This window comes from Campylobacter sp. S4:11, assembly GCF_024723695.1.
Taxonomy (GTDB): domain Bacteria; phylum Campylobacterota; class Campylobacteria; order Campylobacterales; family Campylobacteraceae; genus Campylobacter_D; species Campylobacter_D jejuni_C.
This window is the reverse complement of sequence record NZ_JANQDC010000006.1, coordinates 52,372-68,153: the sequence shown is the minus strand read 5'-3', so window position 1 is coordinate 68,153 and position 15,782 is coordinate 52,372. Positions and strand designations below refer to the sequence as shown.

Below are 15,782 nucleotides of genomic sequence, written 5' to 3'. Positions count from 1 at the left end.
TTTGAAAACTATAAATAAAAAACACAAAGTGCTTTTAGCACTTTGTCTTGTTATATTTGGAATTTTTCTTTTTGCATTTGGAGCTTTGTTTTTAAAAAAAGAAGAAAATAAAGTTTTAGATTTCAATCAAACCATAGCTGAAAAAGAACCATTGTCACCTACAATAGAGCAAGAAAATAATTTTAGTTTTAATGATATAAATTTAACTTTAGAAAATGAAAAATTAGAATTTTTAGATAAAAATATTAGTGAAATTTTAAACTTAAGCCCTGCAAATATAGAGTTAAATCAAACTAAAGAGGATAATCAAACTTTAATTTTAGAAGTAATAGATCAAAATACAAGCAAAGAATTAATCAATAAAGAGCAAAATATATCAGATAAAAATGAGGATAATAAAACTCAAACCCTAGTGCAAAAAAATAGCAAACCTCGTCTAGCAATTATTATAGATGATATGGCAAGTCACACTCATGTAGATATGCTTAAAAAAACAAATTTAAAGTTAATCCCATCTTTTTTTCCACCTGATAAACGCCATCCTTATACAGCTGAGTTTGCAAAGGATTTTGACTTTTTTATGGTACATTTGCCTCTTGCTGCTATAAAATATGACAAGGCAGAATTAAATACTTTACACCCTAGTGATGATATGGAAAAAATAAGCAAGCGCGTAGCTTTTGTAAAAGAACAATTTCCAAAAGTAAAATTTATTAACAACCACACAGGAAGTTTATTTACTGCAAATAAGCAGGCTATGGATAAATTATTTAATGCTTTTAAGCAAAATGATTTTATTTTTGTGGATTCAAGAACCATAGGAAATTCTAAAGCTAAAAATTTAGTAAGTCATTTTGAACAACCTTATATAGCTAGAGATGTTTTTTTGGATAATGAAGATGATATAGCATATATTAAAAACCAACTCAGACAAGCAGTAGAAGAGGCAAAAAAGAAAGGTTTTGCTATCGCTATTGGTCACCCAAGAGAAAAGACTTTTAAAGCTTTGGTGCAAAGTAAAGATTTGTTAAATTCAGTTGAGCTTGTGTATTTAAATGAAATTTATTGAGAATATTGAAGATTTTAAAAATCTTTTAAATCCACCTTCAAAGATTTATTATAAAGGTAATTTAGAGCTTTTAAATGCTAGAAAAGTAGCTATTATAGGTTCTAGAAAAATGAGTGTTTATACTAAAAATTGTCTTGTTGAATTGGTGACTTTGTTAAAAAAAGCTAAGGTTTGTGTGGTAAGTGGCGGAGCTTTGGGGGTGGATATCCAAGCAGCTAAAATAGCTTATCCTCAAACTATAGCTATATTTGCTAATGGGCTTGATGAGATTTATCCAAAAGCAAACACAAATGAAATTTTAAATATTTATGAAAATGCTTTGGCTTTAAGTGAAAATGAAGGAAATTACAAGGCAAAGCCCTATGATTTTTTACTAAGAAATAGACTTATCATTGCTTTAAGTGAGGTTGTTGTAATAGCTCAAGCTGATTTAAAAAGTGGTTCTATGCAAAGTGCAAGGCTTGCTTTAAGCATGAATAAACCTATATATGTATTACCTCATAGGAAAAATGAAAGCGAAGGGACAAATCTACTTTTAGCTACAAAAAAAGCAAATTTAATTCATGATTTTGAAGAATTTGTAAAAATGTTTGGAGAGTTTCATCAAGAGCAAAGTGAAGATGATTTGTTAAGTTTTTTAAAGCATGAAGATGATTTAGAAAAAGTTTTAAAAAAATTTGGCGATAGAGTTTATGAGTATGAACTTGAGGGTTTGGTAGAAATATCTGGAGTAAAAATAAGAGCTTGCTTATGAAAACTTTAGCATTAGATATAGGTTTAAAGCGTATTGGTGTTGCTTTGTGTGTTAATAAAAGTATAGCTATGCCACTTGAAGCTATTATTAGAAAAAATCGTAATCAAGCAGCAAATGAGGTAAAAAAATATATCAAAGAGTATGATATTAATACTTTAGTAGTAGGAATTCCTTTAGGTGGATCTAGTGAAGATGAAATGCGAAAAAGGATAGAGTATTTCATATCCTTACTTGAATTTGACAAAGAAATTTTTTTTGTTGATGAGAGTTTTAGTTCTAAAAATGCACAAGAACTTGGCATGGTGAATTTAAAGAAAAAAGATGGCAAACTTGATTCTTTAGCTGCGTATTTATTTTTAAAGGATTTTTATGGCCTTACTTGATTTAAATACAGCTTTAGATGAAATTTATACAAAAGAGCAAAAAGAACAAATCCTTCAAAGTTTTAATCAAGAAAAATATATTAATATTTTTAGAAATTCCTTACTTGTTGATAATGAAAAACTAGAAGAAATTTTAAATAATGAAAATATAAAATTTGAAAAAATTGATCCATATTGCTATAAAATACCTAGTATTTTCAAAAGCAAATTAAGTTCAATGAAAGCTTTTGATGAGGGCAAGTTTTATATACAAAATTATTCTTCATACTTATGTGCTAAAACTTTAGGTGCTAAAGCCGGTGAGAATGTGCTAGATATGTGCGCAGCTCCTGGTGGAAAAAGCTTAAATTTAGCTAATTTTATGCAAAATGAGGGTTATTTAGCAAGTTGTGAATTATCTAAAACACGTTTTTTTACCTTAAAAAAAACTATGGAAAATTATCAAGTTAAAATTGTAAAATGCTTCTTAAAAGACGCACGTACTATAGGTAAAGCTTGTCCTTTGAAATTTGATAAAATTTTACTTGATGCACCTTGCTCAACTTTTGCAAAAATGGGTTTTGAAATACAAAAAAATACAAAAGAAATTAAGCAGATAGCAAATTTACAAAAAAAACTTTTGCATTCAGCATTGTTAGCTTTAAAACATGGTGGCGAGTTAGTATATAGCACTTGTACATTTTTAAGAGAAGAAAATGAAGCAGTTTTAGAAAACGCACTAAGAAATGAAAATTTTAAATTAGAATTGCTTGATTTTGATTTAGCTAATGTTAATTTTATTTACTCAAGAAGTGATGAATTTGATTTATCACTTGCTAAAAGAGTTTTGCCAGATGACTATGCAGATGGGTTTTTTATAGCAAAAGTGAAAAAACATTAAAAATCAATAAATTTAAATGTGAAAAATATTTTTATTTATAAAACTTAAAGTGCTATTTTTAGATACTTAGAAGACAAATTCACATTGTGAAACTCTTGTGAATAAAATATCAAAATTTTGAAAGCTTAAATTAAAGTAGTAGTAAATAAATATAATAAAAATATATTAAAGATAAATAAGCACGAGGCTTATTTATCTCTTAAGTTTAATTCGCTGATTAATTTAGTGTAAGCTTGATAATCTTTTCTTTTTAGATAAGATAAAAGTCTTTTTCTTTGACCAACAAGCTTTAAAAGACCTAAACGAGAAGAAAAATCTTTTTTGTAGATTTTTAAGTGTTCTGTTAAATCTGAAATTCTTGCACTTAAAAGTGCGATTTGAACTTCTGGAGAACCTGTATCTCCTTCTTTTCTAGCAAATTTTGCAACTATTTCTGCTTTTTTAGCCGAATCTAAAGCCATAATAGACCTCCTGAGCGGTATTTAAATTAAAAGGTGTAATTATAACTAAAAAACCAAAAAAAATGCTGAATTTTAAAAAATATGAAATTTAATATTTATCGATACTTATTTTTGATATAATAAAAATTTTTATTAATAACCAAAAATAATATATTATATTTATAACTTGAAAGGAACAAATGTTATTTACCAAAGCTAGCGAATATGCTTTATTGTCTTTAATTCATATAGCAAAATCCCAAGAACCACAAGATGTAGATACTATGTCAAACGTTTTGGATATACCAAAAAGTTTTTTAGCAAAAATTTTACAAGCTCTTGCCAAAGATGCACTTTTGAAATCTTATAAGGGTGCTAAAGGTGGATTTATGCTTGTTAAAAAGCCAAGTGAATATACTTTAAAAGAAATTATTAATAGTGTAGAGAAAAAATCTATTAATGTATTTGAGTGTAGCAATGGAATTTGTCCTTCTCAAAAAGAAGATAATTGCAAAATTATGCCTATTTTGGTGAAACTTCAAAATAAAATCGATGATTTTTTAGTTTCTATTACTCTAGAGGATATTATTCAAAATAATGGCTAAAAGGGATATTTTTAGCTTAGTATTGCCTTGGATTGCTCCGCTTGTTACACCTATTTTAAAGGCAAAGAGTCTAACTATAGTAGCTGTAATTATTGCAATTTTAGCAATTATTATAGTGCCTTTACCAAGTATAGTTTTAGACTTTTTTCTTGCTTTAAGTATTGCAATTTCAGTTTTAATTATTTTAATTTCTTTGTATATACCAAAGCCTACGGATTTAACGACTTTTCCAACGTTGATTTTGATTATCACACTTTTTAGGCTTTCACTTAATATTGCTACAACGCGTATGATTTTGAGTGAGGGTCACCAAGGTCCAACTGCTGTTAGTGATATAGTGGCAAGTTTTGGAGAATTTGTTGTTGGTGGTAATTATGTTATAGGTATGGTTGTTTTTTGTATTTTGGTTTTGATTAATTTTATGGTTGTAACCAAAGGTAGTACAAGGGTTTCTGAGGTTCAAGCAAGATTTACTCTTGATGCAATGCCAGGTAAGCAAATGGCTATTGATGCGGATTTAAATGCGGGTTTGATTGATGAAAAAACTGCACGCGCAAGACGCCAAGAAATCATAGCTGAAGCAAATTTTTATGGAGCGATGGATGGTTCTTCTAAATTTATAAAAGGGGATGCTGTTGCTGGGATTATTATCACCATTGTAAATTTAATTGGTGGGTTTATGATAGGTTATTTTCAGCATGATATGGAGCTTGGAGAATGTGCTTCAACTTATACTATATTAACAATAGGTGATGGACTTGTTTCTCAAATTCCTGGACTTATAACTTCAACAGCAACTGCAATTATCATCACGCGTGCTAGTAAAGATGAGGATAATTTTGCTGAAGGTTCTATTAATCAGCTTTTAGGGGAATACAAAACACTATTAATTGTAGGCTTTGTTTTATTTATTTTTGCTTTAGTACCTGGTTTACCACATTTTTCTTTGGGCTTTATGGCTTTAGTGTTTTTAGGACTTGGTTATATGATAAAACAAGTACAAGAAGGTAAAATTCAAATCAATGCAATTTCAGCTAAAAAATCCCAAGAAGCTGATGATCAAGAGCAAGCTAAACCTCAAAAACGTAGCGAGGAAGAAATTTTAAAAGAAGAAGAAAATAAAATCACAGATATTTTAAAATTAGAAATTTTAGAATTAGAATTAGGCTATGGACTTATTAAGTTAGCAGAAAGTGAATTAACAGAGCGTATTAGATCAACAAGACGCAATATAGCTCAAAGTTTAGGCTTTTTAATGCCAAAAATTAGAATTAGAGATAATTTACAATTAAAGCCTAATGAATATACTTTTAAACTCAAAGGTGTGGGTATAGCTAGTGCTGAAATTTATCCTGATAAATATCTAGCTATGGATAGTGGATTTATCACTGAACCTATCGAGGGTATAGCTACTAAAGAACCTGCCTTTAATTCTGATGCTTTGTGGATAGAATCATCTTTAAAAGATGAGGCAACACTGAATGGTTATATTGTAATTGATCCAGCAAGCGTGATTTCAACCCATATGAGTGAGCTTATAAAAGCTAATGCTTCAGAGCTTTTAACTAAACAAGAGGTTCAAAATTTATTGGATAAAATCAAAAATGATTATCCTATCGTGGTAGATGATTGTTTAAGAGTTGCTAGTATAGGTTTGATTCAAAAAGTTTTAAAAGCTTTACTTAAAGAGCATATTCCTATTAAAGATATGCTTACGATTTTAGAATCAATTAGTGATATAGCTGAAGTAAGCAAGAGTTTGGATATGATTATTGAGCATGTAAGAGCTTCTTTAGCAAGAGCAATTACAAATTTATATGTAGATGAAAAAGGGCAAATTAGCTTTTATATTTTTGATGCAGCTGCTGCTGCAAAGTTAATGGAGCATGTGCAGTTTAAAGATGGTTCGTATCATTTAATGATAAATGTAGCTCAAACTGGTGCTTTAGTAGAAGCTTTAAAAGCTGAACTTGCAAGTGTAGCAAATACAAGAATTAAGCCTTTCTTGCTTTGTGTTGAGCCACAACTTAGAAAATTTATTGCTGATATTTGTTCTAATTTTGGTATTAATATTACGGTTTTAAGTTTTGCTGAGATTGCAGAAAATACCAAATTTGAAACAGAAGGTATCATAAAAGTTGATAATTTATAAAGGAAAAATATGAAAATTTATCATCTTTCACATACAGATTTAGATGGCTATGCTTGTCAGTATGTGCTAGATTTTTATTTTAAGAATTGTTATTTTTATAATTCTAATTATGGTAAAGAGATTAATGAAAATTTTAATGTGATTTTTAAAAATATAGAGGAAGATTTAAAGCAAAATCCTAATGAAGAATTTGTGATTTTAATCACGGATTTAAATTTAACTTTAAGTCAATGCGAAGATTTTCAAAAAGCTATAGAAGGTAAAAAAATCAAACTTTTACTTTTAGATCATCATCAAAGTGGCTTAGAATGTATGCAAAAATATCCTTGGTATTTTTTAGATGATAAAAGATGTGCTACTAAGATTGTTTATGATTTTTTTAGTAAATGTTATGGCGAAAATAAAGCTTTGTCAGAATTTGTAGATGTGGTAAATGCAGTAGATATTTGGTTGAGTGAAGATGGGAATTTTGAACTTGGAAAAGTATTGCTTGGTATGGTTTCTGGAGCAAAAGAAATCAATAGAGTAATGTTTGCACAAGAAAATATCAAATATCTTTTTTATCTTTTTGATGTTTGTAGAAAATACATTCATCAAAAAAATGCTCATATTAATTTAGATGATGATTTACATGGCTTAAAAAAATCTTTTTTCAAAAAAGAAAATGATGACACCTTAAGCAATTTAATTTCTAAATTTGTGGTAGAAAGACTAAGTGTAAATAAGGAAAAATTTAGTGTATTTTATAAAGGAAGTAAAGGTTTATTAACTTCAAATATAGGCAATACTTCTGTAATTGGAAATGATTTTTTAATGCAAAATCCTGATTTTGATTTTTTTGTTGATCTTAGTTCAAGAAAAACCTTAAGCTTTAGAGCAAATAATAAAATCGATGTGAGTTTGATGGCTAAAAGCTTAGTTAATGGGGGAGGGCATAAAAATGCTAGCGGAGGATTGTTTGCTGCGTATAAAGATAGCTCTAATTATGATTTTATAAAAGCACAATTTGTGGATTTGATTAAAAGCAAAGAATTAAAGGAAAATAATGAAAACAAATCATGATCTCAAAGAAGAAATAGAAAATTTACAATATGAATTAAGCATAGTTTTAGAAGCAATGCTCTTGTTTGCTGGGGTAAAAAGAGCAAAATTAGAAAAAGCAATTGGAGTTTATATTGATTGTATTGATGAGGTTTGCCAAAATACTCAAAAAGAAGGAGTTGATGAGATTTTAGAAGTGGTAGAGCACTTAAAAAATCATCATAAAGATTTATTTGAATGAAAATTTTATTATTGCTTTTTGCGGGAATTTTTTCTTATGCAAATATCTATGAAGATTTAAGTGATTTTGCTTACAATAAACAAAACACGCTAAATTTAAGCTCAAGTCAAGCTTTATTTTTAGAATACAAACAAAACAAACAAGCTTGTGTGGATATAGTGCTTGCTAAAAATAAGGCTTTCGTGGTTAAAATTTATCCATTGTGTGAAAATTTAAGCGAAAAAAGTCTAAATGAGTACTTAAATACGCAATTTATAAGTTTATATACTAAAGATTTATCAAAACTAAGAAAAGAAATTGCTGATATTAAAAATATTATGCGTGATTTTATGATTTATTATACCTTGCATCAATCTTTTGCAAATGAAATTAAGAAAATGAGTAAAAATGATAAATTACAAGCGTATGAACTAGATGAGAAAAAAGGTGGAAAAATTCTTTACAAGGTTAATAATCAAGCTTGTGTAGTTTTTGATTTATATTTAGATGAAAATTTGCAAGCTAGTATGCAAGTAAGCGGAATGGAAAATTTGGATAAAACTTGTATGGAGTTAATCTCATCCCCTGATTTTAAAGACTTATCTTTTACAAAAGAGGGTATGAGAAAATATAAATTAAAAAACTAATCTAAAAAATCTTAAGTAATATAACTTTAAAATTCTACTCAAAGCCATTTTTTTTCTTTCTATATTAGAAAACACATATGCTTCAAGATCTTGCTTTTCTCTTAAAGTAAGATTTTTCATTATTATAAACCTTTTAAAAAATATTGCTAGATGCAATTATATTATCTTTTCTTTTAAAAAAACTGAAAAATAAGTTTTTATATATTATATATAAATGACTAAATAAACTTTAGTTATATAGACTAAATAATTTTAAATATTTTTATTTAAAAATAACTTGACATTATTATACTAAAGTTGTATAATTACTTTGTCACTTAAAAACATTGAGTGCTAAAATAAAAATTTAAGGTTTTATAGTGAAATCTTATAGTAAAAAAGATTTAATTTTAAAAACTATCATTGAAACCTATCTAGAGGGTAATAATCCTGTGGGTTCTAATGAATTAAATCATAAAGTTAGCATACCTGCTTCTACTATAAGAGTTTATTTTAAAAAATTAAGCGATGAGGGTGTATTAACACAACTTCATATTAGCAGTGGTCGCATACCAACTTTTAGTGCTATGAAGGCTTATTGGTATGAGCAACTTTGCGAAGATGAGATTGTGATTAACGATCTTGCATTATTAGAGTTTTTGCTTGATAAGTTTGAAATTTATACCTTAGTTTATGGTGGCGATGAGCTTATTTTGCAAGATATTACCAAGGTTAATGATAAATTTATCATACTTGATTTTGGACAAAATGAGTTGGTTTTAAGATTTAGCCAAGATAGTCTGGTTTTCTTACAAAGGCTAGTAGGGCTTGATCTAAAAAGTATTGAAAATTTAGCCTTTAGAGTTGAGTTTAAAGAGTTATTGGAAAAAATAACTATGCTAAAAGAAGCTATGGTTTATTATAGATATAATGAGAGTAAAGCTTATCAAATTTATCAAAATGATGAATTTGCTAAGCTTTTATCTCCTCAAATTGGATTTTATTTTAACGATAAATTGCAATTTGATCCTTTATTTGAAGAGGGTTTTATGGGGTTAAAGCTTAAGAGTACATTTTTAGGCAAAGAATCTAATGTGGTTTTTGCCGGTAGTGTGTATTCTGATTTTAAAACAATGTTAAATATTATAAAGGAGGCTGCGTGAGCGAAGAAAAGCAAAATGAGCAAATGCAAGAAGAAGCAGTGGAAAGTTCAGAAAGTCAAAACAATGAATTAGAAAAACTTCAAGCAGAGTATAATGAGTTAAAAGATACTTATTTAAGAGCAAATGCTGAATTTGAAAATATCAAAAAAAGAATGGAAAAAGAAAAAATTTCAGCAACAATTTATGCAAATGAAAGTTTTGCTAAAGATTTGCTTGATGTAGTTGATGCATTAGAGGCGGCTATTAATGTAGAAGCTAATGATGAATTAAGTTTGAAAATCAAAGAAGGGGTTCAAAACACTTTAGACTTGCTTTTGAAAAAACTTGAAAAGCATATGGTTAAAGTAATAGAAGCAAATGGTGAGTTTGATCCAAATTTACATGAAGCAATGTTTCATGTTGAAAGTGCTGATCATGAAAGCAATCATATCGTCCAACTTTTACAAAAGGGTTATATGATGAATGATAGAGTAATTAGATCAGCAAAAGTTAGTGTTGCAAAATAAAATTTAATAAAAAGGATAAAAAATGGCAAAAGTTATAGGTATAGATTTAGGTACAACAAATTCTTGTGTGAGTGTGTATGAAAGAGGTGAGAGTAAAGTTATCCCAAATAAAGAAGGTAAAAATACTACTCCTTCGGTAGTCGCATTTACAGATAAAGGTGAAGTTTTAGTTGGAGATAGTGCTAAGCGTCAAGCTGTGACTAATCCTGAAAAAACTATTTATTCTATAAAAAGAATCATGGGTTTGATGATCAATGAAGAAGCAGCAAAAGAAGCTAAAAATCGCTTACCTTATCATATCACAGAAAGAAATGGAGCTTGTGCGATTGAAATAGCAGGTAAAATTTATACTCCACAAGAAATTTCAGCAAAAGTTTTAATGAAATTAAAAGAAGATGCAGAGGCTTTCTTGGGCGAAAAAGTAGAAGATGCGGTTATTACTGTTCCAGCGTATTTTAATGATGCGCAAAGAAAAGCTACAAAAGAAGCAGGGCAAATTGCAGGATTGAATGTATTAAGAATTATCAACGAGCCAACTGCAGCAGCTTTAGCTTATGGACTTGATAAAAAAGAAAGTGAAAAAATTGTAGTTTATGATTTAGGTGGTGGTACATTTGATGTTACTGTGCTTGAAACTGGTGATAATGTTGTAGAAGTTTTAGCAACTGGTGGTAATGCATTTTTAGGCGGTGATGATTTTGATAATAAATTAATCGACTTTTTAGCAAATGAGTTTAAAGATGAAACAGGTATTGATCTTAAAAATGATGTAATGGCTTTACAAAGATTAAAAGAAGCAGCTGAAAATGCTAAAAAAGAATTAAGTTCAGCTAATGAAACTAATATTAATTTACCATTTATCACAGCTGATGCAAGTGGTCCAAAACACTTAACTAAAACTCTAACAAGAGCTAAATTTGAAAGTATGATTGATGGTTTGGTTGCTGAAACTATTAGTAAGATTAACGAAGTAGTAAAAGATGCAGGACTTGATAAAAGTGAAGTAAAAGAAATTGTTATGGTGGGTGGTTCTACGCGTGTTCCGCTGGTACAAGAAGAAGTTAAAAAAGCTTTTGGAAAAGAGCTTAATAAATCAGTAAATCCTGATGAAGTTGTTGCAATAGGTGCAGCAATTCAAGGTGCGGTTATTAAAGGTGATGTTAAAGATGTATTATTGCTCGATGTTACTCCGCTTTCTTTAGGTATTGAAACTTTAGGTGGCGTGATGACTAAAATCATCGAAAAAGGCACAACTATACCAACTAAAAAAGAGCAAGTTTTCTCAACTGCTGAAGATAATCAAAGTGCGGTTACTATCAATGTTTTACAAGGTGAGAGAGAATTTAGCCGTGATAATAAATCTTTAGGAAATTTCAATCTTGAAGGAATTCCACCAGCACCTCGCGGTATGCCACAAATTGAAGTAACTTTTGATATTGATGCAAATGGTATTTTAACAGTTAGTGCAAAAGATAAAGCTACAGGTAAGGCTCAAGAGATTAAAATCACAGGCTCAAGTGGACTAAGTGAAGAAGAAATCAACAACATGGTAAAAGATGCAGAGCTTCACAAAGAAGAAGATAGAAAACGCAAAGAAGCAGTAGAAGCTAGAAATGCCGCTGATAGCTTGGTACATCAAGTAGAAAAATCTTTAAGTGAGCTTGGAGATAAAGTAGGCGATGATGATAAAGCAAATATTCAAAAAGCTTTAGGTGAGTTAAAAGAGACATTAAAAAATGCTAATGCTTCTAAAGAAGAAATTGAAAGCAAAATGAAAGCTTTAAGCGAAGTTTCTCATAAATTAGCAGAAAATATGTACAAAAAAGAAGAACCAAACGCTCAAAAGAAAAAAGATGATGATGTAATCGATGCTGAAGTTGAGTAAAAACTAAACTAGAAGCCTTGTGCTTCTAGTTTAATCAATATATTTTTTACAATCTTCCTTAAAATAATTTCTATCAAATCTTGCAAAATTATCATTATTTGGAACTTTATAACATTCGCTGAAATTTTTAGCCTTAAGAATTTTGACGTAAAAACTAGGAATAGCTATGTTATTTTTAATGCGTTTAGGCTTATCATCATAAAGCACTAAATTTAAGACTTCTAATTCTTTATTTTTCTTTGCTAAATATCTTTCTCTTTGTTCGATTTCATTCCAAATTTCTGCATTGATATCTTTTTTTTGCGGAGTGATATTGCTCATTAAGAAAGTGCTAAGTTGGGCTTGTGGGGTTGCATTCATAGATTGATTTGGTACGACATGCCCTCTTGTATAACCACTTCTTAGATAATCCTCCCAATAAGTTCTATACTTTTTAGGTATATTGGTATCTTCTTGAAATCTTGGGCGTTTTTTGATGTGTTCTTGATTTAAAATTTTAGCTTCTAATTTATAAGCAATAGCCTTAGTGCCTTTATAATTATAATCATAACAATTAATATAATAATATTTATCCATTAATAAAGAGCAGTCTTTAAAATAAGCTTTAAAGCTAGGATGTAACTCATATTGAGTATAAGCAAAAGAGCTTAAAGCTAAAGCACAAAGTGTTAAAACTTTTTTCATGCTAAAAGCTTTCTTACCATTTCATTAAGTCTTTTACCATCAACGCTTGCACCAAAAGCTGCTTTAGCTTCTTTCATCAAAATACCTTGTTCTTTTAAAGAGCTAATTTGTAATTTTTCTATAAGTTTTTTTAGCTCACTTTCTAATTCCTCATCGCTAAGTTGTTTTGGTAAATAAGCACTTAAAATAGCTACTTCTTGGAGTTCCTTTTGTGCTAAATCTTCTCTAGAGCCTTTAGAAAAAGCCAAAGCTGCTTCATTTCGTTTTTTAATCTCACTTGCAATGATTTTATATATTCTTTCATCACTAAGCGTAATTCTCTCATCAACTTCTATTTGTTTAAAGCTAGCATTAAGCGTTCTTAAAGTATTTCTTTTGAAGTCATCTTTGCTACGCATAGCTTCTTTAATATCTTCTAAAATTTGATCTTTTAAACTCATTTTTTCTCCTTTAAAATTTGATATTTTTAAAATGCGCTATACACACACCTTCTCTAACACCATCATCAATCACAATGAGCTTTTGCTTATTAAATAAAGCAAAAAGTATCATTGAGCCTGCTATGAGGTATTTTTTTCTATTTTCTCCAAGATAAATTTTAGCTTTTTCTTGTTCTAAATTCCAAATTTTTAATGCAAAATCAAAAAAATCTTTGCGTTTGAGTATTTTGCCATTTACATTTTCTTCTAGGTAATCTTTGTATTTTATGTTTTGTTTATAAGCACAAAGTGTGGTAGGTACCCCTGAATTTAGTATGAAAAAATTTCCTTTTAATTTTATATCTTTACTAAGATTAAAAGCTTTTAAGGCAAGTTGCTTTAAATGTGCAGGGTAGGGGCTTAGATGAATTTTTAATTTTTCATCTTCAATACGCGCAAGATTTTGCGGGTATTTTTTAAAAAATCTTACATAAGCACTTGGTTTTATGGCTTTAAAATGCATTCTCTCATAAAAACCAATAATTCCAAAATCATAACTTTTGCTAAACTTATCATTTGAAATTTCACAAGAAGCACCGCCTAAATCACAATAACTTAAGTCTTTTCTAAAAAGTTTAAGAGCTTTAAGACGCTCTTGCATACCCAAAATGCTTAGTTTTGCTTCGGTTTTTGCATCGATTAATTTTACATCAAGTTTAAATTCTTTTTGAATTTTTTCAAAAATAAACTCAGTATTTTTTGCTTTTCTAAAAGCAGCTGTGGCGACTGCTTTGGCTTGACTTAAATCATAGTTTTTTTCTTTTAAGATTTTTAAAGCGCTAAAAATTCTTTCTATGGCTTCATCGCTAATGATGTCATTTTGCATATTTTTAGCTGTCCCTATGATAAATTCTTCGCTTTTTAATTTATTAAAATTCTCATCCATTAAAACAGCTCTTAATGTATTTGAACCCATATCAATACCTAGCACTAGCTCTCCTTAAAAAATTTAAAGTATAATAGCAAAAAACTTATAAGGAAAACTTATGCTTTTAGGGGTTAATATCGATCATATAGCAGTTTTAAGAGAAGCTAGAAAAGTAAATGATCCTGATTTACTTGAAGCTGCGTTTTTGAGTGCAAATTTAGCTGATCAAATCACTATCCATGTAAGAGAAGATCGTCGCCATGCTAATGAGTTTGATTTAGAAAATATTTTAAAATATTGCAAATGTGTAGTGAATTTAGAATGCTCTATTGATATGATAGAATATGCTTTAAAATACAAACCCTCACGCGTTACTTTAGTACCTGAAAAAAGACAAGAGCTTACAACAGAAGGTGGTTTAAATTTAGACAATGAAAAACTACAAGAAGCTATTAATGTTTTAAAGCAAGAGCAAATCGAAGTTTCTTTATTTATTGATCCAAATTTAGAAGATATCAAAAAATCATCTTCTTTAAATGCTGATTTTATAGAGCTTCATACAGGTTTGTATGCTAATATTTATAATGCATTATATACTAATATCAATCAAACTTCTTATGCATTGCCTGAATTAATTTTAAGCAAAAATGAACTCAAAAAGCTTTTAGAAAATGAACTCCAAAGATTAAAACAAAGTGCAAGTTTGGCTAAGAGTTTAAAATTAAGAGTAGCTGCTGGACATGGGCTTAATTATAAAAATGTAAAAAATATTGTAGATATTTTAGAAATAGAAGAGTTAAATATAGGTCAAAGCATAGTAGCAAGATCGGTTTTTGTAGGCTTAGAAAAAGCTATATTGCAAATGAAAGCTTTGATTAAAAGATGAAAAAAATTGCTATTAGTATAGGGGATTTAAATGGCATAGGTATGCAAATTTTATTAGCTTGTCATGATGAGCTAGTAAAAATTTGCGAGCCTTATTATTTTGTGCATTATGAATTATTTCAAAAAGCAAGTAAGCTTTTGAATATAAATCCTAAATCCAAAATCAATTTAGTTGAAATTTCTAATGCTTCAAAACCACAGTTTACCTTTAAGGAAGAAAAAGAAAATTTTTTAATTTATGAGTTTTCATATCAAGCTAGTAAAATTATTGATTTTGATTTTGAGTTAAATCCTGCAAATTTAGACGCTAAAAGTGGAACTTATTCTTTTTTAAGTTTTGAAGGAGCTAGTTATTGCACGCATTTATTTTTAGATGCTTTAGTAACTTTACCGATTAATAAAAAGACTTGGCAAATAGGGGGAGTGAGCTATAAAGGTCATACTGAGGCACTAAGAGATTTTTTCAAACAAGATGCTATTATGATGTTAGGGTGTGATGAGCTTTTTGTGGCTTTATATACTGAGCATATGGCTTTAAGAGATGTTTATAAAAAGATTAAGGCTTTTAAACTTGCACAATTTTTAATTAATTTTTATCAATGCACTTTATTTGAAAAAATTGGTGTTTTGAGTTTCAATCCTCATGCAAGTGATAATGGCGTAATAGGCGGAGAAGAAGAGAGGGAAATAAAAAAAGCTATAAGAATGGCAAATGTATTTTTAAAAGATCACGCGTTAAATTTACAAAATTTAGAAAATGAAGATTTTTTAAGTCAAAAAGAAAAAGAGTTTTCTTATAAGGAAAATATTTATTTAAGTGAGCCTTTAGTGGCTGATAGTGCTTTTACCCCTTTTGCGTTAAGTAAATGCAAGTATTTAGTGAGTATGTACCATGATGTAGGCTTAGCGCCTTTAAAGGCTTTGTATTTTGATAAAAGTATTAATGTAAGTTTAAATTTACCTATAATTCGTACTAGTGTTGATCACGGAACAGCTTATGATAGGGCCTATAAAAATGAAAAAATTAATTTACAAAGTTATATGCAAGCAGTGAAATCTGCTTTGCAATTTTTAAAAATCAAAGAAAAAACTAAGTAAAAGTTACTAAAATTAATTCATTGAAATAAATTCTTAAGGAGAAT

Annotated in this window: 19 protein-coding genes; 14 read left to right on the top strand and 5 right to left on the bottom strand. The window is 28.8% G+C overall.

The window, feature by feature from the left end:
- Window positions 1–10 precede the first annotated feature (10 nt).
- Genes CAMP5053_RS03345 through CAMP5053_RS03330 form a run of 4 tightly spaced genes read left to right on the top strand, consistent with a single transcriptional unit; the run spans window position 11 to window position 3,086 of the window.
- Window positions 11–1,069 carry a divergent polysaccharide deacetylase family protein gene (locus tag CAMP5053_RS03345; RefSeq protein ID WP_442863255.1) on the top strand — a complete coding sequence of 353 codons (1,059 nt, stop codon included), beginning with the start codon at window positions 11–13 and terminating at the stop codon, window positions 1,067–1,069.
- The gene (locus tag CAMP5053_RS03340; RefSeq protein ID WP_337217259.1) at window positions 1,056–1,823 is read left to right on the top strand and encodes a DNA-processing protein DprA; all 768 of its coding nucleotides are present in this window, start codon (window positions 1,056–1,058) and stop codon (window positions 1,821–1,823) included. Before CAMP5053_RS03345 ends, CAMP5053_RS03340 begins: the two co-directional genes overlap by 14 nt.
- Complete coding sequence (gene ruvX, locus CAMP5053_RS03335; RefSeq protein ID WP_337217258.1) at window positions 1,820–2,206, top strand: Holliday junction resolvase RuvX; 387 nt, start codon at window positions 1,820–1,822, stop codon at window positions 2,204–2,206. Before CAMP5053_RS03340 ends, ruvX begins: the two co-directional genes overlap by 4 nt.
- Window positions 2,193–3,086, top strand: coding sequence for an RsmB/NOP family class I SAM-dependent RNA methyltransferase (locus CAMP5053_RS03330; protein WP_337217257.1), 894 nt, complete (start codon window positions 2,193–2,195; stop codon window positions 3,084–3,086). The genes ruvX and CAMP5053_RS03330 overlap by 14 nt, the downstream gene beginning before the upstream one ends.
- 188 nt (window positions 3,087–3,274) lie before the next feature.
- Here CAMP5053_RS03330 and rpsO read toward each other — a convergent pair whose 3' ends face one another.
- Window positions 3,275–3,547: a 30S ribosomal protein S15 gene (rpsO, locus tag CAMP5053_RS03325; RefSeq protein ID WP_039618506.1), complete on the bottom strand. Its 273-nt coding sequence runs from the start codon at window positions 3,545–3,547 to the stop codon at window positions 3,275–3,277.
- A 179-nt stretch (window positions 3,548–3,726) separates the two neighbouring features.
- Between rpsO and CAMP5053_RS03320 the strand changes: the two genes are divergently transcribed.
- From CAMP5053_RS03320 to CAMP5053_RS03300, 5 genes are read left to right on the top strand one after another with little or no spacing between them, the layout of a single operon-like run.
- Entirely contained in the window at window positions 3,727–4,131 is a 405-nt protein-coding gene (locus tag CAMP5053_RS03320) for an Rrf2 family transcriptional regulator (RefSeq protein ID WP_214125483.1), read from the top strand.
- On the top strand, window positions 4,124–6,283 hold the full coding sequence (gene flhA, locus CAMP5053_RS03315) for a flagellar biosynthesis protein FlhA (protein ID WP_337217256.1): 2,160 nt from the start codon (window positions 4,124–4,126) through the stop codon (window positions 6,281–6,283). The genes CAMP5053_RS03320 and flhA overlap by 8 nt, the downstream gene beginning before the upstream one ends.
- Before the next feature lie 9 nt (window positions 6,284–6,292).
- Window positions 6,293–7,345, top strand: coding sequence for a DHH family phosphoesterase (locus CAMP5053_RS03310; RefSeq protein ID WP_214100374.1), 1,053 nt, complete (start codon window positions 6,293–6,295; stop codon window positions 7,343–7,345).
- Window positions 7,329–7,565, top strand: coding sequence for a hypothetical protein (locus tag CAMP5053_RS03305; RefSeq protein WP_337217255.1), 237 nt, complete (start codon window positions 7,329–7,331; stop codon window positions 7,563–7,565). Before CAMP5053_RS03310 ends, CAMP5053_RS03305 begins: the two co-directional genes overlap by 17 nt.
- Window positions 7,562–8,191, top strand: coding sequence for a hypothetical protein (locus tag CAMP5053_RS03300; RefSeq protein WP_337217254.1), 630 nt, complete (start codon window positions 7,562–7,564; stop codon window positions 8,189–8,191). Before CAMP5053_RS03305 ends, CAMP5053_RS03300 begins: the two co-directional genes overlap by 4 nt.
- On the opposite strand, the gene CAMP5053_RS03295 is transcribed toward CAMP5053_RS03300, so the two are convergent.
- Complete coding sequence (locus CAMP5053_RS03295; protein ID WP_256374638.1) at window positions 8,180–8,311, bottom strand: hypothetical protein; 132 nt, start codon at window positions 8,309–8,311, stop codon at window positions 8,180–8,182. The two genes, CAMP5053_RS03300 and CAMP5053_RS03295, sit on opposite strands and share 12 nt — an antisense overlap.
- 239 nt (window positions 8,312–8,550) lie before the next feature.
- Here CAMP5053_RS03295 and CAMP5053_RS03290 point away from each other — a divergent pair, with 239 nt between their 5' ends.
- Genes CAMP5053_RS03290 through dnaK form a run of 3 tightly spaced genes read left to right on the top strand, consistent with a single transcriptional unit; the run spans window position 8,551 to window position 11,724 of the window.
- Complete coding sequence (locus CAMP5053_RS03290) at window positions 8,551–9,333, top strand: HrcA family transcriptional regulator (protein WP_087700643.1); 783 nt, start codon at window positions 8,551–8,553, stop codon at window positions 9,331–9,333.
- Window positions 9,330–9,839: a nucleotide exchange factor GrpE gene (gene grpE / locus CAMP5053_RS03285; RefSeq protein ID WP_214136024.1), complete on the top strand. Its 510-nt coding sequence runs from the start codon at window positions 9,330–9,332 to the stop codon at window positions 9,837–9,839. Before CAMP5053_RS03290 ends, grpE begins: the two co-directional genes overlap by 4 nt.
- A 22-nt stretch (window positions 9,840–9,861) precedes the next feature.
- Entirely contained in the window at window positions 9,862–11,724 is a 1,863-nt protein-coding gene (gene dnaK, locus CAMP5053_RS03280; RefSeq protein ID WP_337217253.1) for a molecular chaperone DnaK, read from the top strand.
- Between the two features lie 30 nt (window positions 11,725–11,754).
- On the opposite strand, the gene CAMP5053_RS03275 is transcribed toward dnaK, so the two are convergent.
- From CAMP5053_RS03275 to CAMP5053_RS03265, 3 genes are read right to left on the bottom strand one after another with little or no spacing between them, the layout of a single operon-like run.
- Window positions 11,755–12,408, bottom strand: a complete 654-nt coding sequence (locus tag CAMP5053_RS03275; protein WP_214136023.1) for a DNA/RNA non-specific endonuclease — start codon at window positions 12,406–12,408, stop codon at window positions 11,755–11,757.
- Window positions 12,405–12,848, bottom strand: coding sequence for a GatB/YqeY domain-containing protein (locus CAMP5053_RS03270; protein WP_337217252.1), 444 nt, complete (start codon window positions 12,846–12,848; stop codon window positions 12,405–12,407). Before CAMP5053_RS03270 ends, CAMP5053_RS03275 begins: the two co-directional genes overlap by 4 nt.
- 10 nt (window positions 12,849–12,858) lie before the next feature.
- Entirely contained in the window at window positions 12,859–13,818 is a 960-nt protein-coding gene (locus CAMP5053_RS03265; RefSeq protein WP_337217251.1) for a Ppx/GppA phosphatase family protein, read from the bottom strand.
- Window positions 13,819–13,873: 55 nt separating this feature from the next.
- Here CAMP5053_RS03265 and CAMP5053_RS03260 point away from each other — a divergent pair, with 55 nt between their 5' ends.
- A complete protein-coding gene (locus tag CAMP5053_RS03260) occupies window positions 13,874–14,641 on the top strand; it encodes a pyridoxine 5'-phosphate synthase (RefSeq protein WP_214100381.1) in 768 nt (255 codons plus the stop codon).
- Window positions 14,638–15,738 (top strand): 4-hydroxythreonine-4-phosphate dehydrogenase, encoded by a 1,101-nt coding sequence (pdxA, locus tag CAMP5053_RS03255; RefSeq protein WP_337217250.1) that lies wholly within the window; start codon window positions 14,638–14,640, stop codon window positions 15,736–15,738. Before CAMP5053_RS03260 ends, pdxA begins: the two co-directional genes overlap by 4 nt.
- The last annotated feature ends 44 nt before the right edge of the window (window positions 15,739–15,782 follow it).

What these genes read in the sequence shown, in the direction of transcription:
- CAMP5053_RS03275 (WP_214136023.1), bottom strand. Translation starts at nt 12,408, where the DNA reads ATGAAAAAAGTTTTAACACTTTGTGCTTTAGCTTTAAGCTCTTTTGCT.
- CAMP5053_RS03320 (WP_214125483.1), top strand. Translation starts at nt 3,727, where the DNA reads ATGTTATTTACCAAAGCTAGCGAATATGCTTTATTGTCTTTAATTCAT.
- CAMP5053_RS03260 (WP_214100381.1), top strand. Translation starts at nt 13,874, where the DNA reads ATGCTTTTAGGGGTTAATATCGATCATATAGCAGTTTTAAGAGAAGCT.
- CAMP5053_RS03300 (WP_337217254.1), top strand. Translation starts at nt 7,562, where the DNA reads ATGAAAATTTTATTATTGCTTTTTGCGGGAATTTTTTCTTATGCAAAT.
- CAMP5053_RS03305 (WP_337217255.1), top strand. Translation starts at nt 7,329, where the DNA reads ATGAAAACAAATCATGATCTCAAAGAAGAAATAGAAAATTTACAATAT.
- CAMP5053_RS03295 (WP_256374638.1), bottom strand. Translation starts at nt 8,311, where the DNA reads ATGAAAAATCTTACTTTAAGAGAAAAGCAAGATCTTGAAGCATATGTG.
- CAMP5053_RS03330 (WP_337217257.1), top strand. Translation starts at nt 2,193, where the DNA reads ATGGCCTTACTTGATTTAAATACAGCTTTAGATGAAATTTATACAAAA.
- ruvX (WP_337217258.1), top strand. Translation starts at nt 1,820, where the DNA reads ATGAAAACTTTAGCATTAGATATAGGTTTAAAGCGTATTGGTGTTGCT.
- dnaK (WP_337217253.1), top strand. Translation starts at nt 9,862, where the DNA reads ATGGCAAAAGTTATAGGTATAGATTTAGGTACAACAAATTCTTGTGTG.
- CAMP5053_RS03340 (WP_337217259.1), top strand. Translation starts at nt 1,056, where the DNA reads ATGAAATTTATTGAGAATATTGAAGATTTTAAAAATCTTTTAAATCCA.
- CAMP5053_RS03310 (WP_214100374.1), top strand. Translation starts at nt 6,293, where the DNA reads ATGAAAATTTATCATCTTTCACATACAGATTTAGATGGCTATGCTTGT.
- flhA (WP_337217256.1), top strand. Translation starts at nt 4,124, where the DNA reads ATGGCTAAAAGGGATATTTTTAGCTTAGTATTGCCTTGGATTGCTCCG.
- rpsO (WP_039618506.1), bottom strand. Translation starts at nt 3,547, where the DNA reads ATGGCTTTAGATTCGGCTAAAAAAGCAGAAATAGTTGCAAAATTTGCT.
- CAMP5053_RS03270 (WP_337217252.1), bottom strand. Translation starts at nt 12,848, where the DNA reads ATGAGTTTAAAAGATCAAATTTTAGAAGATATTAAAGAAGCTATGCGT.
- pdxA (WP_337217250.1), top strand. Translation starts at nt 14,638, where the DNA reads ATGAAAAAAATTGCTATTAGTATAGGGGATTTAAATGGCATAGGTATG.